We start from the raw sequence: 17,122 nt of genomic DNA, 5'->3' as shown, positions 1-17,122 counted from the left end.
CGCTTCAGTTCGCCCAGACGCTGTTCGGATCGCCGTTGCGGGCGCGGCGCTGGCTGGCGACGGCCAGGCGGGCGAAGCCGAAGGCCATGGCCAGCGCGATGGCATCGATCCAGAACAGCGGCCACTGGCCACGCGCGGCGGCGCGCCACAGCCAGTCACCATTGAGTGCACCGTGCAGGACCGGCACCAGTGCAGTGCTGATCGCTGCGGCCCACAGCAGTTCGCGCGCGGCCTGCGCGGGGCGGCGCAGTGCAGCCCACAGCGCACAGGCTGCCCAGCTGCCGAAGCAGGCCCAGCGGATGCCGTGGTCGACCGCCGACGGTGCCAGCCGCTCCAGCACCAGTGCGGTGACGAACGCGATCGAGATCGCCACGCACAGGCCGATGCACACGCCGACCGTGGCCCGCGCCATGTTCACACCGGCACGTGGCTGTTGCGGCTGGCGACGCTTGCGCCGCGACTCGATCCACAACAGGTTGCCGGAGTAGAACAGGAACGCACCGCCGAGGCCGAGCAGGAAGTACAGCCAGACCACCACGCCGTTGCCGAACTCACCGAAGTGCAGCGCGTAGACGGCGCTGAGCGTGGCGTGGTTGGCGTCGCGCTGGCCCGGCAGCTGGGAGGCCAGCAGGTCGCCGCTGGCCACGTCCAATGCCACGGCACCAAGCGGACCGAGGGTGCCACTGGCCTCGCCGGTGATCTCGATCGTGGCGTTGGCATCGCCGCCATTGGCCAGCTTCAGGTAGGCCGGCTCGAAGTTGGCCACGCCCTGCGCGCGGGCCACTTCAAGTGCGCGCGCATGCAGCACGCGCAGGCTGCCCGGTGGCGCCGGAATCCCGCTGGCATCGCGCACCGGCGCAGTGTCCATCGCGGTCGGTACCGCCTGCAGCGCCTTGCCATCGTAGATCAGCGGATTGAGCAGGGCCATCTGCACGAACACCAGGCACAGCAGGGCGCCCGTGACCGCGAACATCAGGTGGAAGGGCAGGCTGAGCACGCCGATCACGTTGTGCGCGTCCTGCCACAGCTGCTTCAGGTTGCGACCCGGGCGCAGCGCGAACAGGTCGCCGAACAGCCTAGGCAGGTGGATCACCAGGCCGCTCAGCAGCGCCATGCCATACAGCAGGCTGACGATGCCCATCACATAGATGCCGGCCACCGGCAGGCCGAGGCTGTAGTGCAGTTCGTTGACCAGTTCGGCCAGTCCGGTCTGCGGCGGCGCGGGGCTGCCGGCGATCTGGCCCGGCCAGGCGTAGCGCCAGCTGCCGTCATCGGCCTGCCAGTACGCCAGGGGTTGCGGGTGTTCGGTACCGGGGAAGGTCATGCCAACGTGGCGGCGGGCCTCCGGGTGTGTCGCCAGTACGTCTTCCAGCAGGTACTGCGCATCGTCCAGGCCCGCCGGCAAGGCGGTGGCGGCGCCCGGGGTCTGCCACAGCGGCAGGTCGTGATGGAACAGGGTCAGCGCACCCGCATAGAAGGCCACGAAAAGGCCGAAGCCGGCGACCAGGCCGACCCAGGTGTGCAGGGTGGTGAATGTGCGCAGCGTCTGCGAACTGAACTTCATGGGGGAGCTCTCATTGCACCGCGCCGGCCAGGCGCAGCAGCCCGAGCACGGCGAAGCCGGCCGCGGCGCTGCCACCCAGAACCAGCCAGGCGCGCAGTGCGCTGCGGAAGCTGAACGCCCACAGGGCGGCCAGCATCCATAACGGGATGAAGGCGATCAGGGTCGGCACCAGTGCGCGCTGCCACGGGCCGGGCGGCAGCCAGGCCAGCAGGCCGGTCGCGGCGGCCGCAAGCAGGAAGCCAGCGATGATGCCGGCGATGGCGCGCGACCACATCACGGCGACTCCGTGCCCGGGCGATGCCAGGCGGCCAGCGCCGGCAGCAGCATCGCGGCGAGCATCCAGGTGCACAGCATCGCCACCAGACCGGCAGCGAAACCGAGTTCGGCCATCCACAGCCACAATGCGGCAGCCGCGGCGACCAGGCCGATCTGGCGGCCGAGGCGACCGGCGCGGCGCAGGCGCGGCCAACGGCAGTGCGGCGAGGCGGCATAGAAGGCCAGTGCCGAAAACATCGCTGCCAGCATGCCCAGGCTGCAGAAGCCCAGGGTGGAAAGGCCGACGGTGATCATTGCGGGCGGGCGCCGCGGCAGTGGGCCGGCGAACGCGGGGCACGGGCGGGGCCGGCGGGAGCCGGTCGGAGCGGGTGGCGCATCACGAGGTCCTGGGGGAAGCGGGCAGGCTGGCACGGGGCGGGCTGCGCGGACATGGTAATCATTGCGTTTTCACGCCGCCAGCGCCGGCCATTCAGCGGACCGTACGGCAGCCCTTGGGCTTTCCGGTGCGCTGGTTTAAGATCGTCGCAGACTCTTGACTGGAACAAGGTGGCCCGCGCCCAGCGCCGGCCGAGCGTGCGACATGAGCACTACCACCGCCCACTGTTGACCTGCCCCCGAAGGCCCTGTGTTCCAGGCGCCCTCGCGGCGCTTTTTTATTGCCCGGGCCGCGGCCCGGGAACGCTTTCCAGCCCGCCCCGCGGGCCCCGCACGAAGCCAATGCGATGATCAACATTACCCTTCCCGACGGCAGCCGCCGCGAGTTCGAAAATCCCGTCAGCGTCATGGACGTCGCCCAGTCGATCGGTGCCGGCCTGGCCAAGGCCACCATCGCCGGTTCCGTCGATGGCGTGCTGGTCGATGCCAGCGACGTCATCGACCACGATGCCAGCCTGCGCATCATCACCGCCAAGGACGAGGAGGGCGTGGAGATCATCCGCCACTCCTGCGCCCACCTGGTCGGCCACGCCGTCAAGCAGCTGTACCCGGACGTGAAGATGGTGATCGGCCCGGTGATCGCCGAGGGCTTCTACTACGACATCTATTCCGAGCGCCCGTTCACGCCGGACGACATGGCCGCGATCGAGAAGCGCATGGGTGAACTGATCGCCCAGGACTACGACGTCATCAAGAAGATGACGCCACGCGCCGAGGTGATCGAGATCTTCAAGGCCCGTGGCGAGGACTACAAGCTGCGTCTGATCGAAGACATGTCCGACGACATCCAGGCGATGGGCATGTACTACCATCAGGAGTACGTGGACATGTGCCGCGGCCCGCACGTGCCGAACACGCGCTTCCTGAAGGCCTTCAAGCTGACCCGCATCTCCGGCGCCTACTGGCGCGGCGACGCGCAGAACGAGCAGCTGCAGCGCATCTACGGCACCGCCTGGGCCGACAAGAAGCAGCTGGAGGCGTACATCAAGCGCATCGAGGAAGCCGAGATGCGCGACCACCGCCGCATCGGCAAGCAGCAGGACCTGTTCCACCTGCAGGAAGAAGCCCCGGGCCTGGTGTTCTGGCACCCGAAGGGCTGGGCACTGTGGCAGGTGGTCGAGCAGTACATGCGCAAGGTCTACCGCAGCAGCGGCTACGGCGAAGTGCGCTGCCCGCAGATCCTGGACGTGAGCCTGTGGAAGAAGTCCGGCCACTGGGACAACTACCAGGACAACATGTTCTTCACCGAATCGGAGAAGCGCACGTACGCGGTCAAGCCGATGAACTGCCCGGGCCACATCCAGGTGTTCAACCAGGGCCTGCACAGCTACCGCGACCTGCCGATCCGCTACGGTGAGTTCGGTTCCTGCCACCGCAACGAGCCGTCCGGCGCGCTGCACGGCATCCTGCGCGTGCGTGGCTTCACCCAGGACGACGGCCACGTGTTCTGCACGGAAAACCAGATCGAGTCGGAAGTGACGGCCTTCCACCAGCAGGCGCTGGCGGTTTACCGGCACTTCGGCTTCGACGAGATCCAGATCAAGATCGCGCTGCGTCCGGAATCGCGCCTGGGTGACGACGCCACCTGGGACAAGGCCGAAGGCGCGCTGCGCTCGGCACTGACCGCCTGTGGTGTGGAATGGCAGGAGCTGCCGGGCGAGGGTGCCTTCTACGGCCCGAAGATCGAGTACCACCTGAAGGACGCGATCGGCCGTACCTGGCAGCTGGGCACCATGCAGGTCGACTTCATGATGCCGGGTCGCCTCGGCGCCGAGTACGTGGACGAGAACAGCCAGAAGAAGCACCCGGTCATGCTGCATCGCGCCATCGTCGGCTCGATGGAGCGCTTCCTGGGCATCCTGATCGAGCACCATGCTGGCCAGTTCCCGGCCTGGCTGGCGCCGACCCAGGTGGTGGTGGCCAACATCACCGACGCCCAGGCCGACTACGTCTCGGGCGTGACCAAAACCCTTGCGGAGCAAGGCTTCCGCGTCAGCTCGGATTTGCGTAACGAGAAGATCGGCTATAAAATCCGCGAGCATACGTTGCAGCGCGTGCCCTACCTGCTGGTCATCGGTGACCGCGAGAAGGAGAATGGGGCTGTGGCGGTGCGTACGCGTTCTGGCGAAGACCTGGGCAGCATGAGCCTGCAGGCCTTCATCGAGCGGCTCCACGCCGAGGGCGCGTAAGCAAAGGTCCGGTCCGGGCGCACAGGCACCCGGACCGGTTCGATACCCTTGGGAGAACGTAATATCAGCACCCCTGACAACAAACAGAACCGCAAGAATCAGGAAATCCGTGTGCCGCGCGTCCGCGTGATCGGCAGTGACGGAGAAATGATCGGCGTGTTGTCGCGCGACGAAGCGCTGTCCATGGCCGAAGATGAAGGCCTGGACCTGGTCGAGATCCAGCCGCAGGCCGATCCGCCGGTCTGCAAGATCATGGACTTCGGCAAGTTCAAGTTCGAAGCGCAGAAGAAGGCCAGCGAGGCCAAGAAGAAGACCAAGCAGGTCGAGATCAAGGAAGTGAAGTTCCGTCCGGTCACGGACGAGGGCGACTACCAGATCAAGCTGCGCAAGATGCGCGGGTTCCTTGAAGAAGGCGACAAGATCAAGGTCAACATCCGCTTCCGTGGCCGTGAAATGAGCCACCAGGAACTGGGACGTGAAATGGCCAACCGGATCGAGGCCGATCTGGGCGAGGACATCGTCATTGAATCCCGTCCGCGCCTGGAAGGGCGTCAGATGGTCATGATGATCGCGCCGAAGAAGAAGACCTGAGGCCTGACGGGCCGCCTTGCGGGGCGCCTGGCTGAATGGTTCAGGGTAAGGGGGCGCCGCTGGCGTCCCTTTGCTTTTGCCGGATGCCGGTGAAGTGCCGGTGAAAGGGTTGCAGGGGCTGGTGGCAGGGCGGTTTTGCCTGTATCATGCCCGGCTCGACCCACCCAGGACGGGTCGTACGCCGATCATGGCAGGACGGAAAGAGCGGCCCAGGCCGCCGCCAGATCAGTCAGAAACCAGGGTCATATCCCATCAAGGACATTGCAATGCCCAAGATCAAGACCAACCGGGCAGCGGCCAAGCGTTTCCGCAAGACCGCCTCGGGCAAGTACAAGTGCGGCCACGCCAACCGTAGCCACATCCTCACGAAGAAAGCGACCAAGCGTAAGCGTAATCTGCGTCAGACGGGCCATGTCCGTGCAGAAGACGCAGGCCGTCTGGACCGCATGCTCCCTTACCTCTGAGGAACTGAAAAATGGCACGAGTTAAGCGTGGCGTACAGGCGCGTCGCCGCCACAAGAAGATTCTGGATCTCGCCAAGGGCTATTACAACGCCCGTCGCAAGGTCTTCCGCGTCGCCAAGCAGGCGGTCATCAAGGCACAGCAGTACGCCTACATCGGCCGTAAGCAGAAGAAGCGCAACTTCCGTTCGCTGTGGATCACCCGCATCAACGCGGCTGCCCGCATCAACGGCCTGAGCTACAGCCGCTTCATGAACGGCCTGCTGAAGGCCGGCATCACCCTGGATCGCAAGGTCCTGGCTGACATCGCCGTGCACGACGCAGCCGGTTTTGCTGCGCTGGCCGAAAAGGCCAAGGGCGCGCTGGCGGCATAAGTCCTTCCCGATGCCGTAACCGTTCACTCGGAACGGTGTCAGGTCAAGGCAATGCATGGGGAAGGGCGCAAGTCCTTCCCCATTCTTTTTTGGGTTCCGGCGAGGCCATGGCGGCAGCGCGGGGACGGCGGTGGCGACAGGGGTCGGCCCTTCGCGCATCGCGATGGCAGATCGACTGGAGTTCCGGCCCCCCATGAGCGACATCCAATCCCTCACCACCCAGGCGCTGGCCGATGTGGCCGCCGCACAGAGTCCCGACGTGCTGGAACAGCTGCGCGTTGCCCTGCTTGGCAAGAGTGGGAGCATCACCTCGCAGCTCAAGCAGCTCGGCGCCCTGCCGGCGGACGAGCGCAAGGCCGCTGGTGAAGCGATCAACCAGGCCCGCGACGCGCTGACCCGCGCGCTGGGCGAGCGCAAGGCGCTGCTGGAAGACGCGGCGCTGGATGCGCGCCTGGCCGCCGAAGCCATCGACATCACCCTGCCGGGCCGCAACGGCGAGCGTGCCGGCCTGCACCCGATCACCCGCACCCTGGAGCGCATCACCGGCATCTTCGGCCGGCTGGGCTACGAGCTGTCGGAAGGGCCGGAGATCGAGGACGACTGGCACAACTTCGAGGCGCTGAACTTTCCGCCGCACCATCCGGCGCGCGCCATGCACGACACCTTCTACTTCGGCGACGGCCGCCTGCTGCGCACGCACACCTCCGGCGTGCAGGTGCGCTACATGGGCGACCACGCGCCGCCACTGCGCATGATCGCCGCCGGCAAGGTGTACCGCAGCGACAGCGACCAGACCCACTCGCCGATGTTCCACCAGGTGGAAGGCCTGCTGGTGGACGAGCATTCGACCTTCGCCGACCTGAAGGGCACGCTGGCCGAGTTCGTGCGCGCGTTCTTCGAGCGCGATTTCGAGATGCGTTTCCGCCCCAGCTACTTCCCGTTCGTGGAGCCGGGCGCGGAAGTGGACATCGCCTGGCAGCAGCCCGACGGCAGCACCCGCTGGCTGGAAGTGCTGGGCTGCGGCATGGTCCATCCGAACGTGCTGCGCAACGTCGGCATCGATCCGGAGCGTTACACCGGCTTCGCGTTCGGCATGGGCGTGGAGCGTTTCGCGATGCTTCGTTACGGCGTCAACGATCTGCGCGCGTTCTTCGAGAACGACGTGCGATTCCTGAAACAGTTCGCGTAAGCCGCAGCCACGTAGAGCCGAGCCATGCTCGGCTGCTCCTAAATTTGCAGGCCCAGGCGCATGCGCCGGGCCCACCAGGGTGACACCATGAAATTCTCCGAAAACTGGCTGCGCAGCCATGTCCCGACCGGCGCCTCGCGCGATGAACTGAGTGCAGTGCTGACCGCCATCGGCCTGGAAGTGGAAGACGTGACCGCGCTGGGCGAAGGCCTCGATCACGTGGTCGTGGCGCGCATCGTCGAGGCCGTGCGCCATCCCGAAGCTGATCGCCTGCAGGTGTGCAAGGTCGACGCCGGGCAGGGCGAACTGCTGCAGATCGTCTGCGGCGCACCGAACGCGCGCCCGGGCCTGGTCGCGCCGCTGGCCATGGTGGGTGCGCAGATCGGCGAGCTGAAGATCAAGCCGGCCAAGCTGCGCGGCGTGGAGTCCAACGGCATGCTGTGCTCGGCCAAGGAGCTGGGCCTGGACAACGATGCCTCCGGCCTGCTGGAGCTGCCCGATGACGCACCGGTCGGCCAGGCCCTGATCGAGTACCTGGGCCTGCCGGACGCCAGTATCGAGATCAAGCTGACCCCAAACCGCGCCGACTGCTTCAGCCTGCGCGGCATCGCCTACGACGTCGCCGCCGCCACCCGCAGCGAAGTGCTGGACTTCGCCGCCGATGCCATTCCGGCGGTCGGCAGCCGTGAGCTGAGCATCCAGCTCGACGCTGGCGCCGAAGCGCCGCGTTACCTGGGCCGCGTCATCGAAGGCGTCAACGCCGCCGCCAAAACCCCGTTGTGGATGGCCGAGCGCCTGCGCCGCAGTGGCGTGCGTCCGGTCTCGCTGCTGGTCGACATCACCCAGTACGTGATGCTGGAGCTGGGCCAGCCGATGCATGCCTACGACCTCGGCACCCTGCAGGGCAGCATTGCCGTGCGCCGTTCGCGCGCGGGCGAGACGCTGAAGCTGCTGGACGGCCGCGATGCCGCGCTGGACGAGAGCTTCCTGGTGGTCACCGACGCCGATCGTGCGATCGGCCTTGCCGGCCTGATGGGCGGCTTCGACACCCGCGTCACCGACGCGACGACTGCCGTGTTCCTGGAAGCCGCGCACTTCGCGCCGGCTGCGATCATGGGCCGTGGCCGCAAGCTGGGCCTGCACACCGATGCCGGCCACCGCTTCGAGCGTGGCGTAGATCCGGCACTGCCGCGCACCGCCATCGAATACGCCACCCGCCTGGTGCTGGACCTGGCCGGCGGTACCCCGGCGCCGGTTACCGAGGCCGTGCGTGAAGCCGATCTGCCGCAGCCGGCAACCATCGTGCTGCGCCGCGCCCGCATCACCCGCGTGCTCGGCATCACCATCGACGATGCGGAAGTCGAGCGCATCCTGCGCGCGCTGGGCATGGACGTGGCTGCCACGGCCGAGGGCTGGCAGGTCGCCGCGCCGAGCCGCCGCTTCGACATCGCCATTGAAGAAGACCTGATCGAAGAGCTGGCCCGCATCCACGGTTACGAGCAGATCCCGACCACGCTGCCGGGCGGTGCCTCGCGCGTGGCGATGCCGAGCGAGACCCAGCTGGACGCGCTGAGCGTGCGTCGCCAGCTGATCGCCCGCGACCTGCAGGAAACCGTCAATTTCGCCTTCGTCGACGATGCCCTGCTGGCCCAGTGGCAGCTGCGCGACGGCCTGGTGCCGCTGGCCAACCCGCTGTCGGCCGAACTGGCTGTGATGCGCCCGTCGCTGCTGCCGGGCCTGGTCGCCACGCTGGGCCGCAACGCCGCCCGCCAGCTCGGCCGCGTGCGCCTGTTCGAGCTCGGCCGCGTGTTCGCCCAGCAGGCCGGAGATGGCCAACTGGCACCGCTGGAAACGCCGCGCGTGGCGGCAGCTGTCTGCGGTGAGGCGCAGGCGGTGCAGTGGGGCCTGCCGACCCGCAAGGTTGATTTCCATGACCTGAAGGGCGACCTGGAATCGCTGGCGGCTGCCAGTGGTGCGGTACTGGAGTTCCGCCCGTCGTCCCGTGCCTACGGCCACCCGGCGCGGTCGGCCGAGGTGTTCCGCGATGGCGTGGCGATCGGCTGGATCGGCCAGATCCACCCGCGCCTGGCCAAGGCGATGGATATCGAGGCCGATGTCTACGCCTTCGAGCTGGATCTGGAACCGCTGACCGCCCGTCGCCTGCCCCGTGCCGGCGAGCTGTCGCGCTTCCCGGCGGTGCGTCGCGACCTGGCGTTCCTGGTGCCTGAACAGGTGGCCTGGGCCGATCTGGCCGCGACCGTCCGCCAGGCCGCCGGCCCGCTGCTGCGCGACCTGAACCTGTTCGACCGCTATGTTGGCCAGGGCGTCGAGCCGGGGTTCAAGAGTCTCGCTATGGGCTTGATTTTGCAGGACAAGTCGCGCACTCTGACGGACCGCGACGTGGATGCGGTGGTGGCCGAGGCGGTCGCTGCCATCGAGCGTGAACACCACGCCCGGATCCGCGGCTGAGCGGGCAGCACTCGGGGGTAGCAGGCAATGGCATTGACCAAGGCGGAGATGGCGGAAAAGCTGTTCGACGAAGTCGGTCTGAACAAGCGGGAAGCCAAGGAATTCGTCGACGCGTTTTTCGATGCGCTGCGTGAAGCATTGGAACAGGGACGTCAGGTGAAGCTGTCGGGTTTCGGTAATTTCGATCTGCGGCGCAAGAACCAGCGCCCGGGTCGCAACCCCAAGACCGGCGAGGAAATTCCGATTTCCGCCCGTACGGTGGTCACCTTCCGTCCGGGCCAGAAGCTCAAGGAGAGGGTGGAAGCTTATGCTGGATCCGGGCAGTAACCGCGAACTACCGCCGATCCCGGCCAAGCGCTACTTCACCATCGGTGAAGTCAGCGAGCTGTGCGACGTCAAGCCGCACGTCCTGCGCTACTGGGAAACCGAGTTTCCCAGCCTTGAGCCGGCCAAGCGCCGAGGCAACCGCCGCTACTACCAGCGCCATGACGTGCTGATGGTGCGGCAGATCCGCAGCCTGCTGTACGAACAGGGCTACACCATCGGTGGTGCACGCCTGCGCCTGGAGGGTCCCGATGCCCGCGAGGAATCGGCGCTGAGCAACCAGATCATCAAGCAGGTGCGCATGGAACTGGAAGAAGTGCTGCAGTTGCTGCGCCGCTGATCCCATTTCCATCGTAATCCGCTATACTTCACGGCCCGCCGCACTGGCGGGCACATCGCAGCATCAGTCGGGGCGTAGCGCAGCCTGGTAGCGCATCTGCCTGGGGGGCAGAGGGTCGTCGGTTCGAATCCGGCCGTCCCGACCACTGTGATGAATCAGGAAGCCCGCGCAGCGATGCGTGGGCTTTTTTGTGCGTGCGGTGTATGCTGCGCGCCACTCGTACTACCGCGGCTGCTGAACCCGGTACTCACGAGAACACATCATGGAATCTGCAAGAAACCGTGCCTGGCGTCGCAGCCAGGCCCGCAACCGTGGTGGCGATCGCGCCACGACGGCCTACCGCTACAAGCCCGAGAAGAACTGGAAGCTGTTGTATACGCGCGATGCCAAGCTCGCGCGTGCACGCCAGCTGGGCTTCACCTATCCGGTCCTCAGCCCTCGCCAACTGCAGGAACAGGAATGATCAACCTGCTGTTCGTCTGCAGCCGCAACCAGCTGCGTAGCCCGACCGCCGAAGCCATGTGGCGACGGCGGCCCGGCTTCAACGCGAAGTCGGCCGGCACCAGCCCGCACGCACGACGCCCCATCGGCCCGGCGGATATCCGCTGGGCCGATGTCGTCTTCGTGATGGAGGCCAAGCACCAGCATCGCCTGAAGGCCGCGTACGCGCGCCTGCTGGAACACAAGCGCGTGCACTGCCTGGACATCCCCGACGACTATCGCTGCATGGATCCGGCGTTGATGGACCTGCTGGACGCAAAGGTGACCATGTATCTCGATCAGCTGCCCGAAAAGCGGTAGATCAGCTCCGGATCGCCTTCGTCCAATCCACGCACGATGCCGCTGTCGATGAAACCCGAGGCGGGCATCACCTCGCGGATATGCAGCATCGTCGAGGAAAGATCGGGTGTGCCATCGCAGGCTCCTGGACTGGATGCGCCCAGCCCATCGATCACGTCGGCCGTGTCTGCGTATCCGCCACAGCCAGCGTGTGGTCGGCAGTCAATACACGCGGAACTCGGCACGGCAGCCGTCGCTGACCCACACCCCGCGGCGGTCCCAGCCCCAGTTGCGGTCCTCGACGCACGGCGTCACCGACTTCTGCTTGACCAGGCGCACCTCGCGACGCACGCGGATGCGGCATTCCTTGTCCTTCTGCTCGTAGGACTCGCAGACCAGGCGCTCGCCGTCGTCATCCCGGTCACGGTCCCGGCCGCGGCCCGGCCAGCGGCCGCGTCCCTGTTCGTCTGCCACGAACTCAGCGCGGCAGCCTTCGGTGACCCAGAGCATGCGGCGGCTCTGGCCCCAGTTCTGGTCCTCGACGCAGCGGGTGACCGACAGCTGCCTGGCCATGCGCATGCGGCCTTCGATCGGGCACTGCTGGGTCTTGTTGAACTGCGACTCGCAACGCAGCGGTGGAATGTGATCGCTGTCGTAGTCCTGGGCGGCCACCGTGGTGGCCACCAGCAGCAGGGCCAGGGCGGAGGTGGCAATGGGCGGCAACAGGCGATGGGTCATGGAGAGCCTCGGCAGGGGGAATGGGCCGCAAGAATGGACCAGCCCGAGGCCGTCGGAACGGATCGTTCCGGCGCTGGCTCAGTGGGGATTTAGTAGTGCGCACCGGCCCATGCAGGGCCTTACATCCCTTATCATCGCGGCACATCCGATCGCATCGGCTTACACCTTCTTACATGTCTCCCACGCATGCCGGCGCAGCCTGTGGCTGCCGTCACTGGCGTGCAGCCGGCTTGCGGAGGAGGATGCGCGGACCACGACGACCACAGGGGGTTGCGTTGATCAGCAGTACCGTCATTCATCGCTCGGCTGGCGCAGAGGCTGGGCAGGTGCGTGTCCTGGACACCACGTTCAAGGGCAAGCATGTGTTCATTGCGTGGGGCCTGCGCGGGCCGGAACTGACCCGCAGCGCAGACCCGCCCGCCACCGTGGCTGCGCGCAAGGCGTTGCACGCCGTGGCCGGCCACAGCGAAGGGCCGCGCAGCCCGGAGGTGTTCATCGCCAACCAGTCGGCGGTGGCGATTACCGTCTATCGGCTGCTGACCGAAGCGCGTTCGGGCGATGCCATCTTCTTCCTGTGTGATTCGCAGGCCGTGGTCGACTGGCTGATCACCGCACTGGAAGTCCAGGGCGAAGGCTGACGCTGCGCGCGGTCAGGTCAGCGCCGCGTCCACCGCCGCAAGCGCGTGCAGGGTGGTGGTGTCGAACAACGGCACCGCACTGTCTTCGGGGCGCACCAGCAGCATGATCTCGGTACAGCCGAGGATGATCGCTTCGGCGCCGCGCGCGACCAGCCGCGCGATCACGCCGGCGTAGGCCTGCCGTGAGTGCTCGCTGACCACGCCGCCGATCAGCTCCTGGTAGATGATGTCGTGCACGCAGCGGCGATCATCAGCCTCCGGAACCAGTACCTGCAGCCCGAAGCGGTCCTGCAGCCGGTCGCGGTAGAACGCCTGCTCCATGGTGAAGGCGGTGCCGAGCAGTCCCACCTTGCGGATGCCGGCCTGCAGGATCGCCGTGGCGGTCGGGTCGGCGATATGCAGCAGGGGCAACCGGCACTCGGCTTCGATCCGGTCGGCCAGCGTGTGCATGGTGTTGGTGCAGATCACCAGCAGCTCGGCGCCACCGGCCTGCAGTCGCCGTGCAGCATCGAGCATGTGGTTGCCCAGCACATCCCACCGACCGTCGTGCTGCAACTGCTTGATGCCGGCGAAATCCACCGACCACAGCAGCAGTTGCGCCGAATGGGCGCCACCGAGGCGGTTCCGCACCGCCTCGTTGATGAGACGGTAGTACTGCGCGGAGCTTTCCCAGCTCATGCCGCCGATCAGGCCAAGGGTCTTCATGCTCAGCTCCATGCCAGGGAGCCGTCATTGCAGCACAACCGATGCGGGACTTGTACGACACATTAGTAATCGCTAATGTATAGGCCATGATCGAGAACGCCCTGTTCAAGGCGCTGGCCGACCCCACCCGCCGCCATATCTTCGAAAAGCTGGCCGATGGCGGGCAACATGCCAGCGCGCTACGCGAGGGCATTGCGATCAGCCAGTCTGCGATGTCCCAGCACTTGGCAGTGCTGCGCGATGCAGGGCTGGTGCGTGAGCAGCGTCAGGGACGTTTCGTCCACTATGAAGTCGATCCGCGCGGGCTGGCCCACATCGGTCGCTGGTTGCAGCGGTACCGGGCCTACTGGCCGGCGCGGATGTCCGCACTGCAGAACCTGCTGGAGGAGATGGACTGATGGACGATGTTCTGGAGGAAGCGGCTCCCGCGCTGGTGATGGAGCAGCGGTTGCCTGTGCCACCGGAACGGGTCTGGCGCGCACTGTTCGATCCGGCACTGCGTGAGCGCTGGTTGCCTGCCGCCGATCTTGCCGATCCACAGCCCTGCCTGTGCGAGGAGGGGCGGGAGCTGGGATTCCGCTTGCGCGATGCACAGCCCCCACATCTGCACAGCCTGGTGTGTTTCCGGCTGCGCGGTGATGAGGATGGGGGAACGGTGCTGACCATCGTGCACCGGCTCACCGACCGGCGCGCGCTGATACCGCCGGCGTCCAACGATGACCATCGCACGGTGATGCGCGCGGCGTGAGCCGGCGCCTGGATCGAACGCTACAGGGAGCAGGCACATGCGGGACAGAATGCAGCTGGTACCGATGGTGGTGGAACGCAGCGAGCGCGGTGAGCGCTCCTATGACATCTACTCGCGGCTCCTGCGCGAGCGCATCATCTTTCTCAACGGCGAAGTCGATGACACCGTATCGGCGCTGGTCTGCGCGCAACTGCTGTTCCTTGAATCTGAAAATCCGGAGAAGCCGATCCATCTGTACATCAACTCGCCGGGCGGGGTGATCTCCAGCGGCTTGGCGATGTACGACACGATGCAATACATCTCGGCCCCGGTGCATACGCTGTGCATGGGCACCGCGCGGTCGATGGGTTCGTTCCTGCTGATGGCCGGCGAGCCGGGTCACCGCGCGGCGCTGGCCAATGCCAGCCTGCATGTGCACCAGCCGCTGGGCGGGGTGCAGGGCCAGGCTTCGGACATCTTCATCCACGCCGAGGAGATGCAGCGCACCAAGCAGCGCATCACCCAGCTGTATGCGCGGCATTGCGGACGCAGTTTCGAGGAGGTCGAACAGACCCTGGACCGCGATCGGTTCATGAGTGCCGAGCAGGCATGCGAATGGGGCCTGATCGACCAGGTACTGGTACGGCGCGACGCGCTCGCGGCCTGAGTCTGCCTCTGTAACCACCGCATCCATGCTGCACTGTGTGTGCCGCGCCAGGCCGGCGCACTCTATGCTGGTTGGATGTTCTGAAGTGGACGCCTGATATGGCCCTGCATACCTGGTGGTGGTTCCTGGCCACGGTCTTCGTGCTGTGCGGGACGCCCGGGCCCAACATGCTGCACATCCTTGGCCGCAGCGTCGGGCTGGGGTTCCGTGGCAGTGTGCCGGCCATGGCCGGCTGCCTGCTGGCGATGCTGCTGGTGCTGGCGGCTTCCGCAGCGGGCCTGAGTGCGCTGCTGCATTCCTCGCCGATGCTGTTCGAGGTGCTGCGCTATCTCGGTGTGGCCTACCTGGCCTGGCTCGGCATCAAGGCCTGGCGTGACAGTTGCCGGCCCGCACCCGCGGTGGCCGATGCTGCCGAGGTCACACTGGCGCCGGTACATGGCGCAGGCGCGGTGTTCCGCGGCGGCCTGTGGGTCGGCTTGAGCAATCCCAAACTACTGCTGTTCGCCGCAGCGTTCCTGCCACAGTTCGTGGACCCGTCGCGCAGCCAGGCCGTGCAGTACAGCGTGCTGGTGGCAACCTTCGCGGCCTGCGAACTGTTCTGGTACGTGATGTACGCAGCCGGTGGCCACGGCCTGCGCCGTTGGCTTGCAAAGCCATTCGCACGGCGCTGGTTCGAGCGGCTGGTGGGAAGCGTGTTCCTGGCCTTCGCAGTGGCGTTGTTGCGCTTCCGGCCGCGTTGATTCACGCCGCACACGCGGCCCGTTCACGAGCGCCGCATCGGTGGCGGCCTAGCCTGATCGCACCGTTTGCATTCCCTGCAGGGAAAGGATCGACATGATCAAGTGGGCCATCATCTTCGCCATCATCGGCATCATCGCGGGCGTGCTGGGCTTCGGCGGCATCGCTGGCGCCGCCGTGGGCATCGCCAAGTTCCTGTTCTGGGCAGGCATCATCATCGCCGTGGTCCTGTTCCTGATCGGCATGAGCGTGGCGAAGAAGGTCAGCTAGCGCCAGTCGCGCAGCAGCGTCTTCAGTGCGCGCTGCTGCGCGAGAACAGATTGATCACCAGTACGCCGGCGCAGATCAGGCCTATCCCGATCAATGCCGGTGCATCCAGCCGCTGCTTGAACACCACCAGGCCGATCAGCGAAATCAGCACGATGCCGACGCCGGACCAGATTGCATAGGCGATGCCGGTCGGCACCGACTTCATGGTGACCGACAGCAGGTAGAAGCACAGCCCATAGCCAACCAGCGCGCCCACTGTCGGCCACAGCCGGCTCATGCCGTCCGAGGCTTTCAGCAGTGACGTGGCGATCACTTCCAGCACGATGGCGGCGGCCAGGTAGATATAAGGGTTCATCGCGGGCTCCGGGTCACTGCGGGTCGCACCGGATCAATCGTCGATGCGAGCGAAGCGCGCCTGCGGGCCGTGTTCGCCCGGAACCTGCTCGATGAACATCGGGTAGGGGCGTACCCACAGGCCGCCTTCGCCATAGAGTGCGCGATAAAGCACCATCGGTTCCAACGTCTCGCTGCTGCGGACGATATCAATCACCTCGTATTCGCCGCCCTTGAAGTGGCGATACCGGCCACGGACGAGATCGGGCAGGGGAGTCAGCTCAGCCATGGCAGGGCGTGCTCACTTGCGCGCCGGGCTGGCAGGCTTGGCGCAGTACGCGTCGATGGCCTCGGCCGTGTTGGCCAGGCCCTGCGCCTGCGCCAGTTCCCAGGGGCGCTCGCAGCGCTGGCTGTGTTCGCACCACTGATAGCCAGCAGAGCCGATACAGCCGTGTGCGTCACGGTCGCCCCCCACCACCGGCGTCGCTGGCGACGCCTCAGCGGCATCAGCGCGCGCGGTCGCCGTGTCCTGGCTGGCACAGGCGGCCAGAACCAGCAGCGCTGGAATCAGAAGAAGCACCTTCATGCGCGAGCTCCGTGCGTAAAGCGACATTTTCTGTCGCAAATAGCCCGTCAGCAAGCGCTCAATGCACGGCGGCGCGGATCAACTCTTCGATCAGGATCAGATAGCAGGCCACGAAATAGAACTTCAGCAACGTCGAACGCTGGTGCGGGAGGAAGGTGCGCATGTGGAAGGGGCCCCTGTTGATGACGGTAGTGTGAAGCCAGCCTGACTCCGTGACAAGGATCACGGAATGAACGGGCTAAACGGACTCAGGGATGTGAGGAAAGCCGAGATCCGATGCGAGGGCGCGGCATTTTCGTACAAATCTGATAGGCCATCCCGGAGGCGGTCGCTAGCCTGATGGTGTAACGGCAAGCGGCCAACTGCCTGCCACTGCACCCTTTCATCCGCAGGAGACTCCCGATGGTCATCACCGTCCAATGCAATGCCCAGCGCTGGTCCGTACTGCATCCGCAGCTGAGCGACACCACGGGTTACGCGCGGGGCGCCGACGCCTTTGATGCCGCCGCCGCGCTGGCCCTGGAGCATCACCGCCGCACCGGCCAGCGCAGCACGGTGCGGGTCGAGGCGCTTGGCAACACGGTAGACGCGCTTTACGTTGGAGAGTGACGCCAGCCCCCTTGGTGCAGTCAGCCACGGTTGAGTTGTTTGAATGGGGGAACAACTGCCATCGCGCCTCCCTCTGTGCGCCGGGCCGTGAATCCCGGATGCTTGCGCCATCGTATTCA

At 66.2% G+C, this 17,122-nt stretch carries 25 protein-coding genes and 1 tRNA gene; 18 read left to right on the top strand and 8 right to left on the bottom strand.

Annotated features, from left to right (window positions below; translation table 11 throughout):
- Positions 1-4: 4 nt before the first annotated feature.
- From ROV93_RS08430 to ROV93_RS08420, 3 genes are read right to left on the bottom strand one after another with little or no spacing between them, the layout of a single operon-like run.
- Positions 5-1,564 (bottom strand): PepSY-associated TM helix domain-containing protein, encoded by a 1,560-nt coding sequence (locus tag ROV93_RS08430; protein ID WP_072169122.1) that lies wholly within the window; start codon positions 1,562-1,564, stop codon positions 5-7.
- A 10-nt stretch (positions 1,565-1,574) separates the two neighbouring features.
- Entirely contained in the window at positions 1,575-1,838 is a 264-nt protein-coding gene (locus ROV93_RS08425; RefSeq protein ID WP_061478092.1) for a hypothetical protein, read from the bottom strand.
- A complete protein-coding gene (locus ROV93_RS08420; RefSeq protein ID WP_005410439.1) occupies positions 1,838-2,134 on the bottom strand; it encodes a hypothetical protein in 297 nt (98 codons plus the stop codon). Before ROV93_RS08420 ends, ROV93_RS08425 begins: the two co-directional genes overlap by 1 nt.
- Positions 2,135-2,562: 428 nt before the next feature.
- Between ROV93_RS08420 and thrS the strand changes: the two genes are divergently transcribed.
- The 11 genes from thrS (at position 2,563) to ROV93_RS08365 (ending at position 11,013) form a co-directional block, all read left to right on the top strand.
- A complete protein-coding gene (gene thrS / locus ROV93_RS08415) occupies positions 2,563-4,464 on the top strand; it encodes a threonine--tRNA ligase (RefSeq protein WP_072169123.1) in 1,902 nt (633 codons plus the stop codon).
- Between the two features lie 63 nt (positions 4,465-4,527).
- Positions 4,528-5,055: a translation initiation factor IF-3 gene (gene infC, locus ROV93_RS08410; protein ID WP_072169143.1), complete on the top strand. Its 528-nt coding sequence runs from the start codon at positions 4,528-4,530 to the stop codon at positions 5,053-5,055.
- 266 nt (positions 5,056-5,321) lie between these two features.
- Positions 5,322-5,519 (top strand): 50S ribosomal protein L35, encoded by a 198-nt coding sequence (gene rpmI / locus ROV93_RS08405; RefSeq protein ID WP_005410436.1) that lies wholly within the window; start codon positions 5,322-5,324, stop codon positions 5,517-5,519.
- 11 nt (positions 5,520-5,530) lie between these two features.
- The gene (rplT, locus tag ROV93_RS08400) at positions 5,531-5,890 is read left to right on the top strand and encodes a 50S ribosomal protein L20 (protein ID WP_005410435.1); all 360 of its coding nucleotides are present in this window, start codon (positions 5,531-5,533) and stop codon (positions 5,888-5,890) included.
- A 193-nt stretch (positions 5,891-6,083) separates the two neighbouring features.
- Positions 6,084-7,079, top strand: a complete 996-nt coding sequence (locus ROV93_RS08395; protein ID WP_072169124.1) for a phenylalanine--tRNA ligase subunit alpha — start codon at positions 6,084-6,086, stop codon at positions 7,077-7,079.
- Positions 7,080-7,166: 87 nt separating this feature from the next.
- On the top strand, positions 7,167-9,548 hold the full coding sequence (pheT, locus tag ROV93_RS08390) for a phenylalanine--tRNA ligase subunit beta (RefSeq protein ID WP_072169144.1): 2,382 nt from the start codon (positions 7,167-7,169) through the stop codon (positions 9,546-9,548).
- A 27-nt stretch (positions 9,549-9,575) separates the two neighbouring features.
- A complete protein-coding gene (locus ROV93_RS08385; RefSeq protein WP_312539264.1) occupies positions 9,576-9,875 on the top strand; it encodes an integration host factor subunit alpha in 300 nt (99 codons plus the stop codon).
- Complete coding sequence (locus ROV93_RS08380) at positions 9,856-10,212, top strand: MerR family transcriptional regulator (RefSeq protein ID WP_053518690.1); 357 nt, start codon at positions 9,856-9,858, stop codon at positions 10,210-10,212. The genes ROV93_RS08385 and ROV93_RS08380 overlap by 20 nt, the downstream gene beginning before the upstream one ends.
- Before the next feature lie 68 nt (positions 10,213-10,280).
- Positions 10,281-10,357 (top strand) — tRNA-Pro (locus ROV93_RS08375).
- A gap of 117 nt (positions 10,358-10,474) precedes the next feature.
- Complete coding sequence (locus ROV93_RS08370) at positions 10,475-10,675, top strand: hypothetical protein (protein WP_065196606.1); 201 nt, start codon at positions 10,475-10,477, stop codon at positions 10,673-10,675.
- A complete protein-coding gene (locus ROV93_RS08365; protein WP_072169125.1) occupies positions 10,672-11,013 on the top strand; it encodes a phosphotyrosine protein phosphatase in 342 nt (113 codons plus the stop codon). Before ROV93_RS08370 ends, ROV93_RS08365 begins: the two co-directional genes overlap by 4 nt.
- 201 nt (positions 11,014-11,214) lie before the next feature.
- Here ROV93_RS08365 and ROV93_RS08360 read toward each other — a convergent pair whose 3' ends face one another.
- Positions 11,215-11,730, bottom strand: coding sequence for a DUF3011 domain-containing protein (locus tag ROV93_RS08360; RefSeq protein WP_072169126.1), 516 nt, complete (start codon positions 11,728-11,730; stop codon positions 11,215-11,217).
- A gap of 242 nt (positions 11,731-11,972) precedes the next feature.
- Here ROV93_RS08360 and ROV93_RS08355 point away from each other — a divergent pair, with 242 nt between their 5' ends.
- On the top strand, positions 11,973-12,368 hold the full coding sequence (locus ROV93_RS08355) for a hypothetical protein (protein ID WP_061478088.1): 396 nt from the start codon (positions 11,973-11,975) through the stop codon (positions 12,366-12,368).
- A gap of 12 nt (positions 12,369-12,380) precedes the next feature.
- Here the strand turns inward: ROV93_RS08355 and ROV93_RS08350 are convergent, their stop codons facing one another.
- Positions 12,381-13,073, bottom strand: coding sequence for an aspartate/glutamate racemase family protein (locus tag ROV93_RS08350; RefSeq protein ID WP_072169127.1), 693 nt, complete (start codon positions 13,071-13,073; stop codon positions 12,381-12,383).
- A gap of 86 nt (positions 13,074-13,159) precedes the next feature.
- Here ROV93_RS08350 and ROV93_RS08345 point away from each other — a divergent pair, with 86 nt between their 5' ends.
- From ROV93_RS08345 to ROV93_RS08325, 5 genes are all read left to right on the top strand, one after another.
- Positions 13,160-13,471 carry a metalloregulator ArsR/SmtB family transcription factor gene (locus tag ROV93_RS08345; RefSeq protein ID WP_072169128.1) on the top strand — a complete coding sequence of 104 codons (312 nt, stop codon included), beginning with the start codon at positions 13,160-13,162 and terminating at the stop codon, positions 13,469-13,471.
- Positions 13,471-13,821, top strand: a complete 351-nt coding sequence (locus ROV93_RS08340) for a polyketide cyclase (protein ID WP_072169129.1) — start codon at positions 13,471-13,473, stop codon at positions 13,819-13,821. The genes ROV93_RS08345 and ROV93_RS08340 overlap by 1 nt, the downstream gene beginning before the upstream one ends.
- Positions 13,822-13,858: 37 nt before the next feature.
- Positions 13,859-14,467, top strand: a complete 609-nt coding sequence (locus ROV93_RS08335) for an ATP-dependent Clp protease proteolytic subunit (protein WP_005417839.1) — start codon at positions 13,859-13,861, stop codon at positions 14,465-14,467.
- A gap of 98 nt (positions 14,468-14,565) precedes the next feature.
- Positions 14,566-15,207, top strand: coding sequence for a LysE family translocator (locus tag ROV93_RS08330; protein WP_072169130.1), 642 nt, complete (start codon positions 14,566-14,568; stop codon positions 15,205-15,207).
- Positions 15,208-15,301: 94 nt separating this feature from the next.
- The gene (locus tag ROV93_RS08325; protein WP_005417836.1) at positions 15,302-15,475 is read left to right on the top strand and encodes a DUF1328 domain-containing protein; all 174 of its coding nucleotides are present in this window, start codon (positions 15,302-15,304) and stop codon (positions 15,473-15,475) included.
- Between the two features lie 22 nt (positions 15,476-15,497).
- On the opposite strand, the gene ROV93_RS08320 is transcribed toward ROV93_RS08325, so the two are convergent.
- The 3 genes from ROV93_RS08320 to ROV93_RS08310 are packed head-to-tail and all read right to left on the bottom strand — an operon-like array spanning position 15,498 to position 16,394.
- Complete coding sequence (locus tag ROV93_RS08320) at positions 15,498-15,830, bottom strand: SMR family transporter (RefSeq protein ID WP_053499229.1); 333 nt, start codon at positions 15,828-15,830, stop codon at positions 15,498-15,500.
- A 33-nt stretch (positions 15,831-15,863) separates the two neighbouring features.
- Positions 15,864-16,097, bottom strand: a complete 234-nt coding sequence (locus ROV93_RS08315; protein ID WP_072169132.1) for a DUF1653 domain-containing protein — start codon at positions 16,095-16,097, stop codon at positions 15,864-15,866.
- 12 nt (positions 16,098-16,109) lie between these two features.
- Positions 16,110-16,394 (bottom strand): hypothetical protein, encoded by a 285-nt coding sequence (locus ROV93_RS08310; RefSeq protein WP_072169133.1) that lies wholly within the window; start codon positions 16,392-16,394, stop codon positions 16,110-16,112.
- Between the two features lie 402 nt (positions 16,395-16,796).
- Here ROV93_RS08310 and ROV93_RS08305 point away from each other — a divergent pair, with 402 nt between their 5' ends.
- Positions 16,797-17,003 carry a hypothetical protein gene (locus ROV93_RS08305; protein ID WP_072169134.1) on the top strand — a complete coding sequence of 69 codons (207 nt, stop codon included), beginning with the start codon at positions 16,797-16,799 and terminating at the stop codon, positions 17,001-17,003.
- Positions 17,004-17,122: the final 119 nt, after the last annotated feature.

Origin of the sequence: Stenotrophomonas maltophilia group sp. msm4, assembly GCF_032025605.1 — a bacterium.
In the GTDB taxonomy this organism is placed as follows: Bacteria; Pseudomonadota; Gammaproteobacteria; order Xanthomonadales; family Xanthomonadaceae; genus Stenotrophomonas; species Stenotrophomonas sepilia.
Note: the sequence above shows the minus strand (reverse complement) of the source record. Positions and strands in the feature narration are given on the sequence as shown.